Source organism: Streptomyces griseus subsp. griseus (genome assembly GCF_000720255.1).
GTDB classification, from domain to species: Bacteria; Actinomycetota; Actinomycetes; order Streptomycetales; family Streptomycetaceae; genus Streptomyces; species Streptomyces griseus_I.
On record NZ_JOJE01000017.1, the window covers coordinates 104,811 to 121,718 of the forward strand.

Annotated in this window: 11 protein-coding genes; 8 read left to right on the forward strand and 3 right to left on the reverse strand. The window is 72.8% G+C overall.

The window, feature by feature from the left end:
- Positions 1 to 429: 429 nt before the first annotated feature.
- Complete coding sequence (locus tag IG99_RS23655; protein ID WP_078947849.1) at positions 430 to 1,113, forward strand: SigE family RNA polymerase sigma factor; 684 nt, start codon at positions 430 to 432, stop codon at positions 1,111 to 1,113.
- A 116-nt stretch (positions 1,114 to 1,229) separates the two neighbouring features.
- Positions 1,230 to 2,273, forward strand: a complete 1,044-nt coding sequence (locus IG99_RS23660) for a hypothetical protein (protein WP_037676963.1) — start codon at positions 1,230 to 1,232, stop codon at positions 2,271 to 2,273.
- Here the strand turns inward: IG99_RS23660 and IG99_RS23665 are convergent.
- On the reverse strand, positions 2,243 to 3,064 hold the full coding sequence (locus IG99_RS23665; protein ID WP_037676893.1) for an SURF1 family protein: 822 nt from the start codon (positions 3,062 to 3,064) through the stop codon (positions 2,243 to 2,245). The genes IG99_RS23660 and IG99_RS23665 overlap by 31 nt on opposite strands.
- Before the next feature lie 131 nt (positions 3,065 to 3,195).
- On the opposite strand from IG99_RS23665, the gene IG99_RS23670 reads away from it, so the two are divergent.
- On the forward strand, positions 3,196 to 5,019 hold the full coding sequence (locus IG99_RS23670) for a S9 family peptidase (RefSeq protein WP_037676894.1): 1,824 nt from the start codon (positions 3,196 to 3,198) through the stop codon (positions 5,017 to 5,019).
- A gap of 418 nt (positions 5,020 to 5,437) precedes the next feature.
- Here IG99_RS23670 and IG99_RS23675 read toward each other — a convergent pair whose 3' ends face one another.
- On the reverse strand, positions 5,438 to 7,366 hold the full coding sequence (locus IG99_RS23675; RefSeq protein WP_037676895.1) for an NAD(P)-binding protein: 1,929 nt from the start codon (positions 7,364 to 7,366) through the stop codon (positions 5,438 to 5,440).
- Between the two features lie 194 nt (positions 7,367 to 7,560).
- Between IG99_RS23675 and IG99_RS23680 the strand changes: the two genes are divergently transcribed.
- From IG99_RS23680 to IG99_RS23695, 5 genes are all read left to right on the forward strand, one after another.
- Entirely contained in the window at positions 7,561 to 8,589 is a 1,029-nt protein-coding gene (locus tag IG99_RS23680) for a permease (RefSeq protein WP_037676896.1), read from the forward strand.
- A complete protein-coding gene (locus tag IG99_RS23685) occupies positions 8,586 to 9,323 on the forward strand; it encodes a TIGR03943 family putative permease subunit (protein WP_037676897.1) in 738 nt (245 codons plus the stop codon). Before IG99_RS23680 ends, IG99_RS23685 begins: the two co-directional genes overlap by 4 nt.
- 40 nt (positions 9,324 to 9,363) lie before the next feature.
- On the forward strand, positions 9,364 to 10,431 hold the full coding sequence (locus IG99_RS23690; protein ID WP_078947850.1) for an effector-associated domain 2-containing protein: 1,068 nt from the start codon (positions 9,364 to 9,366) through the stop codon (positions 10,429 to 10,431).
- Positions 10,432 to 10,560: 129 nt separating this feature from the next.
- The gene (locus IG99_RS48840) at positions 10,561 to 10,725 is read left to right on the forward strand and encodes a hypothetical protein (protein WP_158973230.1); all 165 of its coding nucleotides are present in this window, start codon (positions 10,561 to 10,563) and stop codon (positions 10,723 to 10,725) included.
- Between the two features lie 86 nt (positions 10,726 to 10,811).
- Positions 10,812 to 12,680 (forward strand): HEXXH motif domain-containing protein, encoded by a 1,869-nt coding sequence (locus IG99_RS23695; RefSeq protein WP_051865810.1) that lies wholly within the window; start codon positions 10,812 to 10,814, stop codon positions 12,678 to 12,680.
- 88 nt (positions 12,681 to 12,768) lie between these two features.
- Here IG99_RS23695 and fxsT read toward each other — a convergent pair whose 3' ends face one another.
- The gene (gene fxsT, locus IG99_RS51415; protein WP_051865813.1) at positions 12,769 to 16,761 is read right to left on the reverse strand and encodes an FxSxx-COOH system tetratricopeptide repeat protein; all 3,993 of its coding nucleotides are present in this window, start codon (positions 16,759 to 16,761) and stop codon (positions 12,769 to 12,771) included.
- Positions 16,762 to 16,908: the final 147 nt, after the last annotated feature.

The following is a 16,908-nucleotide window of genomic DNA, read 5'->3' on the forward strand; positions in this document are numbered from 1 at the left end:
TCGTATGACTCACTTCTGGTGAACTGCTGGGCCGGAAAGCTGCTGGCCGGAGGGGCAAACGTTTGTAGGATTTATGCCGAGCGCGTGTGAGCCGACCGATGGTCCGGACCACTTGTTTCGGACCCGGTCGGCATCCGAAGATTTTCTCCCCGCTCTCCGCAACCGTGCGGAGGGCGGGGAGCGTCTTTGCGGTCACCCTTTCGGGGGCGTGAAGATGCATGATCCCGGCGCATGGGGGCGCTGTGATCCGGGCGTGGGGACGCCCGTTCATATGGGACACAGGGGAAGAGCGGGACGCATGAGGGCATGTGAGACGCCGTCGGTTGTGCTGCCTGGCGCGAGAACGTTGTCGGCCAGATGGACTGACGCGAAAGTGACGCTCGGCACGTACAACCCTGACGGGGGCAAGCGTGTCCAACAGGCGTGGCAATGGCAGAGGTACTCGACTTCAGCGCGGCGGCGCGTGGTACGGCAGTGCGGCCCGGCATCCGGACCCGCGTCGCCGGGGCGCCCGGTGGCATGCCGGTGATCGCGCCCATGCCCGCAGCGCGGCCCGCCCGCATACCCGGACAGCGTGACGGCGCCGAGTCCGCCGAGTACGCGGCAGACACACTGGCCGCCGGCACCACCGTCGACCACCTCACCGAGACCTACCGGGCCCACTACCGCTCGCTGCTCGGTCTCGCCGCCCTCCTCCTCGACGACACCGCCTCCTGCGAGGACGTCGTCCAGGAGGCCTTCATACGCGTCCACTCGGCGCGCAAACGCGTCCGGGACCCGGAGAAGACCCTCGCCTACCTGCGCCAGACCGTCGTCAACCTCTCCCGCTCGGCCCTGCGCCGCCGCATCCTCGGACTGAAGCTGCTGTCCAAGCCGATGCCGGACATGGCGAGCGCCGAGGAGGGGGCGTACGACCAGCTGGAGCGGGACTCCCTGATCAAGGCGATGAAGGGCCTGCAGCGCCGCCAGCGCGAGGTCCTGGTGCTGCGCTACTTCGCGGACATGACCGAGGCCCAGGTCGCCGAGACGCTCGGCATCTCGCTGGGCTCGGTCAAGGCCTACGGCTCCCGGGGCATCGCCGCGCTGCGCACCGCCATGGAGACGCCGGCGTGACCGGGGAAGCCGAGGGACGGGACTCCCACGAGCGGCACGAGCCCTACGCGTGGCACGAGCCGACTCCGCCACAGCACAAGCAAGAGCCGAAGCAATCGCACGCTGGGAACGGAACCGTGAACCACCACCTCGACGACCAGGGCTCCGGCGGGCTCGACTCGGACGAGCTGGCACTGCGCCGGATGCTCCACCGGGCCGTCGACGAGATCGAGCCGAGCGACGGCACCCTGGAGCACCTCAGGCGGGCGGTGCCCGCCCGGCGGGCCCGCAAGCGACAGGCCGCCGTCGGCATGGCGGCCGCGGCCCTCTTCGTCGGCACCGCCATCCCGGCCCTGGTGCACGTCTCCAACGCCACCGGATCCGACGTCAACCCCTCTGTCGCGGGGCACGGCTCCCAGGCGCAGGGCGGAGCGAGCCAGGGCAACCACCCCGACGGCGGGGAGAGCACCTCCGGCACCACGTCCGGCAGGACCGAGGACAAGGGCAAGGGCGACAAGAAGGTCGAGGACAAGGGCAAGAGCCCCGGCGCCACCGCCGGCGCGACCAGCGGGGCCGACCCGACCGCGAGCAGCCCCGCGACCGCCCCGGCCTGCACCACCGCAGAGCTCGGCTCCGCCACGGCCAACGTCGACGTCCCCGACTCCGCGGGCATCGTCTACGGCACCTTCCGCGTCACCAACGTCTCCGGCACCGCCTGCACCGTCGGCGGGCAGGGCACCGTCTCGCCGCTCCCGCAGGGCGCCGCCGACGGCACGAAGATCACCGTCGTGCAGCATGCCTCCGGCGACGCGGCGGCCGCGCTGCCCGACCCCTCGCTCTACGTCAGCCAGCTGGTCCTCGCGCCCGGCTCGGCCTACGACGTGAAGTTCGCCTGGGTGCCCTCGGAGACCTGCCCCACCGACAACGGCGGCGGCACGGACGGCGGCACCGGCGAGCCCTCGCCCAGCCCGACCCCGAGCGAGAACACCGACCCCACGGCCGGCTCGACCACCGGCGGCGACACGGGCACCTCGACCCAGCTGATGCGGGAGGACGGCACGCTCGACGGCAGCGTCGTCGTCTCGCACACCCCGGAGGCGGGCTCGCCGACGGTGTCGGCGACGGTGTCCAACGCGTGCGCGGGGACGATCTACCGCACGGGGCTGCTGGCGGGGTCCTGAGCCGAGGGGCTCGCCTGCTCGGCGGTGGGTCCCTCGGGGACGATCCCCAGCTCCGCGTCCCGGATCATCTCGACCTCCCGGCGCAACAGCCGGAACCACATGAACACCACGAAGCCGGCGAACACGAACCACTCGCCGGTGTAGCCGAGGTTCTGGAACGCCTTCAGGTCCAGCCCGGTGTCGGCCGGTGAACTCGCCGGCACCGCCGCCATCCCCGAGTCGCCCTTGTCGAGCGTGACCCACGCGTCGTACACGTCGTACGGCACCAGGTTCACCAGCGACGCCGAGCTGATCGCCGCCGTCTGCCCGGCCGGCAGACCGCCCTGGGCGCTCACCCCGTTGTCACCCGGCGTCTCGGACGCCTGCAGCGCACCGGTGATCGTGACCTGCCCGGCGGGCGGCGCGGGGGCCTTGGCCGGGTCGGGGGTGCCGGGCAGCCAGCCCCGGACGACGGGCAGCGCCCGGCCGCCGTCGACCCGCAGCATCGTCAGCACGTAGTACCCGCTGCGGCCGTCCAGCTCCCGGTCGGGCACCAGGAGCTGCTTGTCGTACCGGCCGGTCGCGGTGGTCTGCTTGCCGGAGGTCGCCTTGTCCACGGGCAGCAGCTCCGCGAGGGGACGGGCCGGCTCCTTCTCGTTCGACACGTCCTGCGCACGCGCGGTCCGGTGGTCGTCGACGCGCGCCTCGAACCGGCCGAGCTGCCAGGACCCCATGAACACACAGAAGGGGATGGCCAGCAGCACGAAGACGTTGATCCCCCACCAGCGGGGCGTCAGCAGGAACCGGTACACACCCCAAAGGTACGGTGCCGTCCCGTGACGGCGGGCCGCGGGGTCGGCGCCGGGCGGCGCGGGCGTGGAGGTTGTCCACAGGTTGGGGACCTGGCCAGCGCGTTGTCGGTCCGGGCGGGCAGTATGGGGTCATGACTGAGAGCAACGGGTCCGACTCCCGGGATCAGCAGGTGCCCGGTGACGACACGCCGGACTGGGAGAAGCGCTTCCGGGCGCCCCGCGTGTGGCTGCCCGACTGGGCGGAGGACGCGCCGGAGCGCTCCCTGTTCGTGTCCAACGCGACGGGGACCTACGAGCTGTACGCGTGGGACCGGTCGACCGGCGACCAGCGTCAGGTCACGGACCGGCCGAACGGGACGACCGACGGCGTGCTCTCCCCGGACGGCGCGTGGATCTGGTGGTTCGACGACAAGGACGGCGACGAATTCGGTGTCTGGCGCCGCCAGCGTTTCGAGGGCGGCGCGGACGAGCTCGCGACCCCCGGCCTCGACCCGTCGTACCCGGCCGGCCTGGCCCTCGGCCGGGACGGCCGCACGGCGGTGGTCGGCCGCTCCACCGACGAGGAGGGTACGACGATCCACCTCGCCCTCGTGGACGAGGCCCCCGTGGAGATCTACCGCCACCGCGAGTCGGCGGGCGTCGGCGACCTCTCCCACGACGGCTCACTGATCGCCGTCGAGCACACCGAGCACGGCGACGCCATGCACTCGGCGCTGCGCGTCCTGCGCCGGGACGGCACGGTCGTCGCCGAGCTCGACGACACGAAGGCCGGCACGCAGGAGATGGGCCTGGAGGTGCTGGGCTTCGCACCCGTCGACGGCGACAGCCGCCTGCTCATCGGCCACCAGAGGCGCGGCCGCTGGGAGCCCCTGGTGTGGGACGTCGTCACGGGCGAGGAGACCGACCTCGGCCTGGACCTGCCGGGTGACGTGAGCGCCGAGTGGTATCCGGACGGCTCGGGCCTGCTGATCGTGCACAGCTTCGAGGCACGCAGCGAGCTGTTCCGCTACGACCTGACGGCCGGCGAACTGGTGAAGGTCCCCACCCCGGCCGGCACCGTCTCCGGCGCGACGGCCCGCCCCGACGGCACCGTGGAGTACCTGTGGTCGTCGTCCGCCGAGCCGTCGGCGGTCCGCTCGACGACGGGCGGGATCGTCCTCGACCCGCCCGGGATGAGGTCGCCGGGCTCGGTCCCGGTGGAGGACGTGTGGGTGGAGGGTCCCGGCGGCCGCATCCACGCGCTGGTCCAGAAGCCCGCGGGCGCGAGCGGTCCCCTGCCCACCGTCTTCGACATCCACGGCGGTCCCACCTGGCACGACAGCGACGCCTTCGCGGCGGGCCCGGCGGCCTGGGTGGACCACGGTTACGCGGTCGTCCGGATCAACTACCGCGGCTCCACGGGCTACGGCCGGGCCTGGACGGACGCGCTGAAGCACCGGGTGGGCCTGATCGAGCTGGAGGACATCGCCGCGGTCCGGGAGTGGGCGATCACCTCGGGCCTCGCCGACCCCGCCCGCCTGATCCTCACCGGCGGCTCCTGGGGCGGCTACCTCACCCTGCTCGGCCTCGGCGTCCAGCCCGAGGCGTGGACGCTGGGCATCGCGGCGGTGCCCGTCGCGGACTACGTCACGGCCTACCACGACGAGATGGAGGCGCTGAAGGCGATGGACCGCACGTTGCTGGGCGGCACGCCGGAGGAGGTCCCGGAACGCTTCGAGGCGTCGTCCCCGTTGACGTACGTCGACGCGGTGAAGGCGCCTGTCTACATCTCCGCCGGTGTCAACGACCCCCGCTGCCCGATCCGCCAGATCGAGAACTACGTCAAGCGTCTTGAGGCGCGCGGGGCGGTTCACGAGGTGTACAGGTATGACGCGGGCCACGGTTCACTGGTCGTCGACGAGCGCATCAAGCAGGTGCGGCTGGAGCTGGAGTTCGCGGAGCGCAACTTGAAGTAGGGGCCGGGGTTGTTCCGGGTGCCTGGGGTGCGGGGCGGCTGCGGGCCGGTGGGGGCTGATCGCGCAGTTCCCCGCGCCCCTGACGGCGCTGCGGACACCGGCGCCAGATAGCTCCCCGCCCCAGCCGCACGAGTTCCCCGGCCCCTAGTCGCACGCGTTCCCCGGCCCCTAGTCGCACGCGTTCCCCGGCCCTAGCCGCATGTGTTCCCCGGCCCTAGCCGCATGTGTTCCCCGGCCCTAGCCGCATGTGTTCCCCGGCCCCAGCCGCACGTGTTCCCCGGCCCCAGCCGCACGCGTTCCCCCGGCCCCAGCCGCGGGCAGGCGTGCCGCTGGGGCGGCACGGGTGGGCGCGGGGGCACCCTGCCAGCGCAGGCGAGCAATGCCCACCCCCCCCTCAGCCGCAGCACAGGGCATCCTGTTATGCCTCCGCCCGCTCCCGCCCTCTCCGCCCCAGCAGCTCCGCCAATCCCCTCCGCGTCGCCGCCAACACCACCCGGTCCTCCGCCTTCAGCACGTACGACTCCGGCAGATCCCACACCAGCCCCGAACCCGGGGTTTCCGGTTCAGAGTCCTCCTCACCGGCCTCCCCCCGCGCCCCCGTGCGAGCCGTGTCCAGCGCCAACACACGCCACGCCCCCGCCCGGAACGCCTCAGCCATCGTCTTCCCCTCCAGTTGCGGATGCCCACCCACCCGCACCGCGGCGAACAGCAACACCCGCCGCTCCACCGGAATCGCCCCCAGAATCTGCCGCCCCAGCATCGCCCCGGCGAACGCGGGCGCCGCCAGATGGGACACGCTCCGGCTCCGGGTCAGCGCGTGCGGATGCGCGGCCCGCAGCGTGCGGTACACCGCCGTGGCGAAGTCGTCGTCGTACAGCCGCAGCACCACCCGCAGATCCGGCCGCAACGACCGCGCGTACAACGCGGCCTCCAGATTCGTCGTGTCCGAACTCGTCACCGCCAGCAGCGCGTGCGCCCGCTGGATCTTGGCGGCCTCCAGCACCCCCTCCTGCGTGACGTCCCCCAACACCACCGGTACCCTGAGCCGCCGCGCCGTCGCCAGTCCGCGCGCCTCGGGGCCGGCCTCCACGCACACCACGGGAATGTTCAACTCCCGCAACCGCGTGAGCACCCGCGTCCCGATCTTCCCCAGCCCCAGCAGCACCACATGCCCGTCCAGCCCCCGAGGCGGCTTCCGCAACGCCCCCGCGGTCCGGAAGGTCCCGAGCGCCTCCAGCACCGCCGCCAGCAGCACCGGCAGCAACAGCAACCCCACCAGCCCCGACAGCAGCTGAAGGATCTGCCGCTCCGTCGACGCCCCGATCGCCGGATCGTTGATGGAGAACAGATCCAGCAGCGTCAGATACAACGCCCCCAGCGGGTGCACCCCGGTGGCCAGCCACAAGGCGACCGCCAGCGCCAGCACACACACCACCAGCCCCGCCAGCGACCAACGCAGCCGCCGCGAGAACAGCGACGCGAACGACGCCACCACCCCGCCCCCGCGCCCCGCCGACACCGCGGGACCGGCGGAGTCGGAGTACGACACCTGCTCGAGCACCACGGTCCCGCGCCCCGTCGCCTCCCGCACCGCCGCCGTGTCCGGCAGCAGTTGCGGCCCGTGCTCCCCACTGCTCTCCGAACCGTCCGCACCGGCCGGATCGTTGCTCGTCGTGGACAGCAGGGCCAGTGTCGCCAGCCCGGGATCGGCGACCTGCCCGGGACCGGGCGGCGGCCGGTCCACCGCGCGCAGCAGCAGCCCGTCGGTGTGGACGACCTTGGTGGTGCCGGCGACCGCCGTCGCCGCCAGCGCGGGCGCCGCGGTGTCGGCGTCGGACAGGACGGTGGTGGAGGCGTCCCCCGCCGCCGGGTCCCCGGCGCCGGTCGCCAACGCGGCCGCCTGGTCGAGGAGTTCCTCGATGTGCTGCCCCAGCCGCCGGTTGTACAGCCGCAGGACGAGCCGCAGCCGGGGGTTGAGCCGGCGCGCGGTGAGCGCGGCACGGATGTTGGTCTCGTCGTCGTCGTACACGAGCGCCAGTGACGCGGCCCGCTCCACGCCCGCGTCGGCGAGCACGGTCTCGGTGGGCTCGGCCGCCTCCACCACCCGCTCGTTGCCCTGAGGTTCTGTGGTGGTGGCGGCGTTGGTCCCGTTGCCCGCCGCCCGGTTGACCGCCGCGCTCACCACCCGGTCGAGCAGCGCCGCCGACACCGCCCGGGCCCGCCCGACGACCGGTGGCCGTACCGTGCGCTCGTTGGGCGGTACGACCAGGGTGACCTGTTCGCCGTACACACCGCGCAGTTCGGCGGCCAGTCGGTGCGCGAGCCCGTCGTCGCCGCACACCACCATGTGCGCGCCGACATCGCTCGGCAGACCTTGATTCGGAACGCTTGCCACGAGTGAGAAGACTGCCTCACCGGGACGGGTGATTCCAGACGGGGTCCAGGACGTGAGTGCCAGGGGCGCCGGGGCGGCTGAACGGGCCCTCCCGCGGTGCCGTATGAAAGGGGAGGCAGAGCACGGCAACCCGGAGGGACCCGACCGTGGCCATCACCGAAGACGCCCCGCCGCGGGCGGATCACACCGGCGGGCCGCCCGGACCGGGCGCGCCGGAGCAGGAGGGCCGGCGCCTGACCTCCCCGCTGGTCCTGACGATGGTGTTGCTGCTGGTGGTGGTGGCCCAGTCACCGATCCGACGCGCCCTGTCCGCGCCGGTGATGCAGAGCTGGATGACGGTGTTCGTGGCGGTGGTCGTCCAGGCCCTGCCGTTCCTGGTGCTCGGGGTCCTGCTGTCGGCGGCCATCGCCGTGTTCGTCCCGCCGTCCTTCTTCGCCCGCGCCCTGCCGAAGCGGCCCGCGCTCGCGGTCCCGGTCGCCGGAGTCGCGGGCGCGGTGCTGCCGGGCTGTGAGTGCGCGTCGGTGCCGGTGGCCGGAGCGCTGGTCAGGCGCGGGGTGACCCCGGCGGCCGCGCTCGCCTTCCTGCTCTCCGCCCCCGCCATCAACCCCATCGTGCTGACCGCGACCGCCGTCGCCTTCCCCCGGAATCCGGAGATGGTCCTGGCCCGGTTGGTCGCGAGCCTGCTCGTGGCGTGCGCGATGGGCTGGCTGTGGCAGCGCGTCGGCCGCACCGACTGGCTGCGCCCGCCGACGCACGCCTCGTACGAGGGGCAGAGCAAGGGCGCGGCGTTCTGGGACTCGGTCCGGCACGACGTGATGCACGCGGGCGGCTTCCTGGTGGTGGGCGCGATGGCCGCCGCCACCCTCAAGGCGGTCACGCCGGAGAGCTGGCTGCGCACGGCGGCCGGCAGCCCCGTCTTCTCCGTCCTCGCGCTCGCGGTCCTGGCGGTGGTGCTGTCGATCTGCTCGGAGGCGGACGCGTTCGTGGCGGCCTCCCTGACCCAGTTCTCGCTCACCGCCCGGCTCGCCTTCCTGGTCGTCGGGCCGATGATCGACCTGAAGCTGTTCGCGATGCAGGCGGGCACCTTCGGCCGTGGCTTCGCCCTGCGCTTCGCCCCGGCCACGTTCGTCCTCGCGATCACCGGCTCGGTGCTGACCGGGGCGGTGCTCCTGTGAACCGCCAGGCCCAGGCGGCCGTCCTGTTCCTCCTCGGCGCGGCCCTGCTGCACGCCGGCTTCACCGACCTGTACCTGCGCTACGTCAAGGCGGGCCTGCAACCGCTGCTCCTGGCGTCCGGCGCCGTCCTGGTCGCGGCGGCCCTGGCGACGGCGTGGTACGAGTGGCGGCAGACGAAAGCGAGCGAGGGGGACGACGGACACGGCCACCACCACGAAGGTCACCGCGAACCCCGCGTCTCCTGGCTCCTCGTCCTCCCCCTCTTCGCACTGATCCTCGTCGCCCCGCCCGCCCTCGGCTCCTACAGCGCGACCCGCACGGGTACGGCCCTCCAGGAACCCCTCGCCTACCCGGCCCTCCCGGCGTCCGCCGGCCCCCTGCGCCTCGACGTGGCGGACTACGCGGGCCGCGCGGCCTACGGCCACGGCCGTTCCCTGGCCGGCCGCCGCATCGAACTCACCGGCTTCGTCGCCCTGGACCGGGCCGGCACCCCCTACCTGGTGCGCATGGCCCTCAACTGCTGTGCCGCGGACGCCCAGCCGGTCAAGGTCGGCCTCACCGGCCGTATCCCCCCGGTGCTGCAGCCGGACACCTGGCTGACGGTGACCGGCACCTACACCGCCCGGCAGACCAGGGACCCCGTCAACAACGGCCGGATCCCGTTCCTCGAGGTCACCTCCGCCAAACCGGTACCGGTCCCGCACGACCCGTACGACGAGACCTGGAACAACTGACACCGGCGTACCCGGCTCGGGCGACGGGTAAGGGGCTCCCATGGGGGAAACGGGGCAGGGTCTGGAGCCTGGGCGGGTCGCCGAGGTACTGGTGGGGCGGCCGGACGGACTGCCGGGCCGGCGCGGTTCGGGCTACCGGGTGGGCGAGACCTGCGTACTGACGGCCGCTCATGTGGTGAAGGACCCGGTGGAGTCGGTACGGGTCCGCTTCGACGCCGACCTGCCGGGGGAGTGGAGCGCGGACGCCCGCGTGGTCCTGTTCTCCTGGGCGGCCGATCTGGCCCTGCTGGAGATGGCCCACGTACCCGCCGCACGGCGCGACACGGCACCGCCGCCCCGGTACGCGGCGGTCCCCGACACCGATGTGGTGCTGCCGTTCACGGCGATGGGCTTCCCCCGCTTCAAGCTGCGCAAGGACAGCGAGGGGCCCCTTCTCGACGACGCGTCCCCGGCCCAGTACCGCGACTCCTGCCACCTCTCGGGAACCGTCTCCGTGCTGTCCAACCGTCGCGAGGGCACGCTCGAACTCGCCGTCGTCGCCCCGCCCGGTCAGGTCGAAGCGGAACGCTCCCCCTGGGAGGGGATGTCGGGAGCGGTGGTGTGGAGCGAGGGTGCCGTGATCGGTGTGGTGAGCGCCCACTACCGGGCCGATGGTCTGGGTCGCCTCGCGGCCCGCCGGGTGGAGCGCTGGTACGACGCCCTGTCGCCCATCGAACTCGACCTGCTGACCCGCCACGCCGGCCTGCCCCCGCGCGACTCGCTCGGCGACCCGGGCGGCACCCACCGGGTCACCTCCCTCGCGTACCTCCCCTTCGACCTGCCCCTGCGCGAGTTGACCCCCCTCGTGGACGCCCTGACGGACCTCCCCATCCTGCGCGGCCCCGGCGGCATGTCCCTCGTCCTGGACAGCATCAGCTCCCTGATCGCCGCCAACAGCCCACGCGACAACCGGCTGCGGGTGGACGTCTTCGGGATCGTGCGCACCTGTCTGCGCTATCCCGGAACCCTGGACCAGCTCCTGGAAGCCGTACGACTCCTGGAGGGCCCGTCGGCCGAAGTGGAACGGGTGGACGCCGCCGCCGACCAACTGGCGCGCCGCCACAGCTGACTTGATCTCGCGGGCGCGGCCTCAATATGGGGTTTCGCGGGGTGGCCCGCTGGGTCATGATGAATGAGGCACCGACAGCGCCGACACACTCGTGCAACGGGAGGGGACTTGGCAGCCGTGGAGGAAACGATGTCTGCCGTCGAGTCCGCTGTCGTGGATCTCTCGGGAGTCTCACTTGCAGCGCTGCGCTCCATGGACGACCCGGCCGTCGCCGATTCGCTGGAGCAGCTGCTGCACCACATCGACGGCCCCCAGGCCATCACGGTGTCGTACCAACCGTCCCGCTTCGACTGATTCGGCTTGCCCGACTCATTCGATCGCGACGGATTCGGCTTGGACTGGCTACACCGAGGGGATCGGCACGGTGCTGTGGAGGACGCGTGGCCGGTGACGCCACGACTGCGGGGGACCGGCTGCCGTTCCACCGTCTCTCGCCGGACGCCGCCCTGGCGCTCGCGCGGGGTACGGGCGACGCCGCGGTACTCGGGGAGCTGCTGAGCGCCGAGCGCAGCCGACGGCTGTTGCTGCTACGCGCGTTGGACAGGGAACTCGCGGCGGAACCCGCCGAGGAGGACGCCCCCCGGCTGCCGTACGCCGAGGCCTGGACGCTGCTGGAACGCGTGCAGCAGAAGGTGCCCGAGGTGTTCGAGGACGTGCTGATGTCCCCGGGCACCGGCATGTGGGTGTCGCTCGCGCTGCGCCGGCTCAGGGGCCGCTCCTACGAGGAGGCGCCGACGTGGGTGGTCATGGGCCATCTGGCGGCGCTGGCCGCGGCCGCCGGGGCGCGGGCCGGGCTGGACTTCGAGATCACCGTGCCGGTGCGGCGCGGCCTCGTACCGCTGCCGACGCTCGGCTGCGCCCGTCTTCCGGCGCCGGAGCCGTGGAGCACGGCCCGGGTCGCGGCGGGCGAGGGGCGGTTGCGGATCACGGGCTCCGGCGCCGAGGTGGAGGTTCCGCCCGAGCCGGGCGGGCACGCCCCGGGGTGGCTTCCGGTGCGCCGGGTGACTCTCGGGGCGGGCGATCGGGCGAAGACGCTGGTGCTGGAGGAGCTGGACCCGTACCGCACGTTTCCCCGGCCGAGTGAGCCCCGCCTGCTGGCCGGGGAGGAAGCGGAATCGTGGGAGTCGCTGCTGACGGGTGCCTGGGAGGTGCTGCTGCGCGACGAGCCGGAGAGCGCCGAGGCGATGCGGCACGGGCTCGTGTCGCTGGCGCCGACCCCCCCGAGAGAAAGGTTTCGGCCGTATAGCGGCACCGCTGGAGACGCCTTCGGCGGGGTCACGGCGTCGCGGCCGGACGACGTACCGCAACTGGCCGCGACCCTCGTGCACGAGTTCCAGCACATCAAGCTGAGCGGCCTGATGCATCTGGGCCCGCTGAACGTGTCGGCCGAACCGCAGTCTCGCGAGCCGCTGTTCTACGCCCCCTGGCGCGACGACCCCCGCCCCCTGGGCGGACTGCTCCAGGGCATCTACGCCTTCCATGGAGTGACGCGTTTCTGGCGCACCCACCGGCAGGTCGCCGCCCCGGCGTACGCCCCGCTGGCGCACTTCCAGTTCGCGCTGTGGCGCGCCCAGGTGTGGCTGACACTGAGCGAGGTGCGCGGGCACGAACGGCTGACACCCTTGGGCCGCGAGGTTCTGGAACGCCTCGGTGAGAGCGCCGCGGAGTGGATGTCCGACGAGGTGCCGGAGGCGGAGCTGCGTCTGGCCCGGGAGGCCGCCGCCGACCACCGTGCCCGCTGGCGCGGCCATCACCTGCGGCCGCCCGCTGACGCCGTCCACGCGACGGTTCGGGCGTGGCAACGCGGCGACGCCCGCCCGCCGGCCGACCTCGCCACCGAGCCCGCCATCGTCCCGGCCACGGTACGGTTCCTGGACTGCGCGGCCGTCCTGACCCACCACTGGCTCAGCGATCCGGACGGCGACTGGCGTCACGACGCCGCCCGCTACGACGGCGACTCCGGGGGAGTCGACGGCGCCGACGAGACCGATGTCCTGCTGGCCTGCGGCGACCACACCGCCGCCCGCCTCGCCTTCACCACCCGCCTGGCCTCCAAGGGCGCCGACGTGGCGGCATGGGTGGGGCTGGGCCGCAGTCTCCCTGCCGACACCCCCGCCGCCCACCTCCTGCGCGACTTCCCGGAACGCGCCCGCGCCGTCCAGGAGGTTCTCCAGGGGACGGCGGACGGCCCCGCGGACCCGGTCGCGCTGGCGACCTGGCTGGCGGGCGGCGAGCCGACGGCGCGTTAGGGCCTGTATGGAGTCGTGATCTGGGCTCGCAACTCCATACAGGCCCTAGACGGAACGAGGGTGAGGGGGCCGGAAAGACCCCCTCGCCCTACAGCGGCAGCGGGTCGATGTCGCAGTTGGCGCGCTCGCCCGCCCGGAACTGCACGGTCGCCGGGTGCGGAGTGCCCGACTCGATCTGCAGCCGGGGCGCGTCGAGGACCCGCTCCATGCGCTGCAGGGTGTCCTCGCGCAGGGCGCTCGCCTGGGCCTCGGCGCCGGTCGCGGCGAGGTCCAGTGCGAGGTTTCCGGCGCACGCGAGTGTCGTCGGGTGGTCGTCCCCGAACGTCGTCCGGCACAGTGCCAGCGTGTCCTCGCCCCGGCGCCGCGCCTCCTCGTGCTGCCCGAGGGCGGCCAGGTCGCTGGCGAGGTTGATGGCGCACACCAGGGCGAGGGGGTGTCCGGCGCCGAGCCGGTCGGTGAGCGAGCCGAGCGCCGTCTCGTCCAGCCGTCGCGCCTCCTCGGGCTGGCCGAGCAGTCGCAGGGTCACGGCGAGGTCCACGTCGGCGGAGAGCACGTGCGGGTGGTGCGGGTCGTAGATCTGCCGGTAGCCCTCGGCCGCCTTCACGCCCCGCGTCCGGGCCGCCTGCAGGTCGCCGTTCTGACGCAGCGCCACCGACAGGGTCAGCGCCGCCGACAGGGAGCGGGGGTGGGTCTCGCCGTAGCGCCGGATGAACTGGGCGTGGGCCTCGGTGGCCAGCTCCAGCGAGCGGGCGTGGTCGCCCTCCTTGCGGCAGGACTCGCTCAGCTGGCGCATGGCGTCGACGGTGGCGGGGTTGCCGGGCCCGAACACGTCCCGGTACGCCCCCTGCACGGACTCGTGCTGGGTCCGTGCGGCGACGTAGTCGCCGGTCTCGCGCACATCGATGGCCATGACGTGCTCGGTGATCAGCGTCCGCCGGTCGTCCCGTCCGTAAAGCCGCAGCTTCAGGTCCAGCGTGCGCCGGTCCAGCTCCAGGGCCTGCCGGAAGTCACCGGCGAGCCGCAGGCTCACGCCGAGGTTGTGGGTGATGTTGAGCGTGGTCGGGTCGTCCTCGCCGAACGCCCTGCGGGCCCGCTCGTAGGCGGTCTTGTCCAGCTCGGCGCCGGTGGCGAACCTGCCCTCGACCCGTCGTACGGCCGCCTCCAGCTGGATCGCGTCGAGCGCGTCCTCGCGGGTGTCCGGGCCGTCGGCCGGTGCGGTGCGCTCGTAGACCTCCCGCAGGTGGGAGACGAGCCGGGCGGCGTCGTCGAAGCGGCCGACCACCCAGTACATGAAGCACAGCCACTGCCCCATCAGCAGTGTCTGCTGGTCCTCCTCGCCGAAGATGGTCAGCCAGGACTCCCAGGCCTGCTCGGAGAAGTCGAGCGACACGTCGTGGTCGCCCCAGAAGTACAGGTACTCGGCCACGTTGCGAACCAGCTGCCGCACCCACGGCTGGTCGGACTTGATCGCGTCGGAGGCGATGACGTGGCTGTAGAGCTCCGCGTACCGGGGCCAGCTCCCGGGGTTCATGGGCGACTTCGGGTCGGCTGCGGCCAGCAGGGTGTGAGCGCCATGGCGCATACGGGTCTGCTCCTGGGGCGACATGCGGTTGTTCAGCACGAGCTGCACCAGGCGGTGCATCTCGATCGAGTTCGTACGGTGGTCGATACGCGCCAGCGAATAGCGGTTCACCTCCCTTATCGCGCGCGCGAGCCGGATCGGGTCGTTCAGTGCCGCGTCGAGCTCGGGGAAGATGCTGCTGTTGCCGAGCCCGGAGAAGATCGAACGCGAGATCGGGTCGGGGGAGAAGTAGGAGCACAGCTGCAACAGCCGCAGTGCCGCCGGGCTGCGGGTCTCCAGGTGGTCCAGGGAGACGTTCCAGGCCGCGGCGACGGGCAGTTGGTAGTCCGGGGGAGGGGCGACCTCGAGGAGTTCCATGCGCTTGGACTCGAACAGGCGCAGGTATTCGGACGCGGGCATCCCCGTCTCCGCCCGCCACGCCGCCGCCTGTTCCAGCGCCAGCGGCAGATCGCCGAGCGCCTCGGCGAGCCGGTCGGCCTCCTCCTCCTGGAGCGGCGGCCCGGACCGGCGCAGCAGTTCCTTGCTCTCCTCGCGGGTGAACACGTCCACCTCGAGGGAGCCGCCGACCTGGCCCCAGCGCCGGTTGCGGGAGGTGACGAGGATCGTGCCGTTGCCGCCCTGCGGGAAGTAGTGACGGACCTGCTCGGGGTTGTCCGCGTTGTCGAAGATCAGCAGCCAGCGCGAGTACGGCCGCCCCTCGCGCAGCGCCTCCCGGACCGCGGGACCGGCGATGTTGGCCTCGGTGGAGGTCTCCAGACCCAGCCGCTGGGCCAACTCCACCAGGGCCTGGCCGATCTGGCCCGGCCGCTCGGCCGGGATCCACCACACGACGTCGTAGTCACTCTGGTGGCGGTAGGCGTACTCGATGGCGAGCTGCGTCTTGCCGACACCGCCCATGCCGTGGATCGCCTCCGGGAGCACCGTCGTCGTGCCCTCCCGCAACCGCTGGTCGAGCAGCTCCAGCAGGGCGGACCGCCCGGTGAAGTTCGGATTTCGGGGCGGCAGATTCCCCCAGACACGCGGTTGTGCCGTGCGGTCCCCCTCCACGGTCCGCTGGGGTGTTGTCGACATCTGCGAGGCTCCTTCGGAAGCGGTTCGGGACGCGCGCGCCGCTTCGTCGCCGACCGCCGCCGGGGCCGGGCGTGACGGTGCGGGTCCCGTCGTGGTGCGTGGTCTTTTCTCCAGGCTGATTGCGTGTTGCCGATCGTGCCAGCTCAGCACCCGGGCCAACATGGCGGCACGCTGGGCGTACCTGCCCGAAAGGGCTCGCAGAGCGGTCAGCTCCACGCGGATGAAGGCGATGTTGCGGCGGTTGACGCGGGGCATCGCCAGGGTGTCCAGCGGTTCCAGTGGAGAGGGCAGCAACGCGCCGCTCGCCCGGTGTTCGGCGAACAGCACGCGTACGTCGTGCAGCACCCTCGTGGTGGCGCCGCGGCGGCCCAGCGCCAGCAGCTCCTCCCGGGTGTTCGGGGCGAACGTGAACGTCACGTCGGACGGTCCCTCGCCCTCCGTACGGGTGGGCCGGACCAGTCCGCTCATCAGCAGTTCGGAGACATGGACGGGGCCGGCGCCCGGGGTGGTCTCGACGACCTTGCGGATCACGGGCAGGCTCAGCGGCGCGGCGGCCAGCCGGGTCGCGAGCGTGAACGCCGTGGGGCTCGCGGCGGCCCGGAAGTCGGAGACCCGCTCAACGGCGGGCAGGGTGCTGTGCGGGTCGGGCACGTCCTCGGCCCAGGGCAGGCCGCGTGCCGCGTCGGGCCTGCGTTTCCACTGGCTGGCCTGGATGGCGGACAGGTCCAGCCATGCGGGCTCCCGCCCGGACACCAGCCGGGTCAGCGCCTGTGCCCAGCGGTTGGTGAGGGCGAGGACGGGGACGACGACCGGGTCGGGGTCGTGATCGGCCCCCGGGCCGGGGCCGGAACCGGGCGCGTCAGGAGTGTCGGGAGTGTCGGGGGTGTCGTCGCGTAACCCCGCCGGAACCTCGCGCTCCGCCCAGTCCCAGGCGCTGTTGGCCGCCCAGGGGCGGGGGGCGCGGATGCGGACGCGGTGGACGTCGAGACCGGTGCGGAACCACAGGTGCTGGGGGAGCATGTGGACCACGGCGACGGGACACGTACGCCCCCACTCGCGCAGCAGCGGCTGTACGGCGCCGAGCCGCCACCCGAGCGCCAGCGCGTCGGTCAGCACCATCACCACCCGGTGCACGTCCGCCGGCGCGGCGCCCAGGGGTTCCTCCAGGCTCACCCGGGCCGGGTCGGTCTCGTCGGTGCCCAGCAGGCGCACCACCCGCACCAGGGTGAAGTCCCCGGCCTGCCGCAGCTCCTCCGCGAGGTCGTCGACGGCTCGGTCCCACATCCGCATCGTCGGATGGGCGTCGATGACGAGGACCGCCTCGGCGGGCTCGGGCCCGTCCGGCTGCGCGAGGCTGCTCAGGACGTGGGCCGCCTCCCGGCGCGCACGCGCTGCCCGGCCCGCCCGCCGGTCGTCGTCATCGTGCATGGGGGCTCTCAAAGCGTCGAGACGACGGCGAGAGTGACGCGGAGTCGCGCAGACCCCGGGCATGCGTGACATCCACGGGGAAAGGGTTGCAGTGCGTCCACCCCCGAGGCAAGTACGTACGGGGGCTCATGCGGAGGGTGCGCAAAA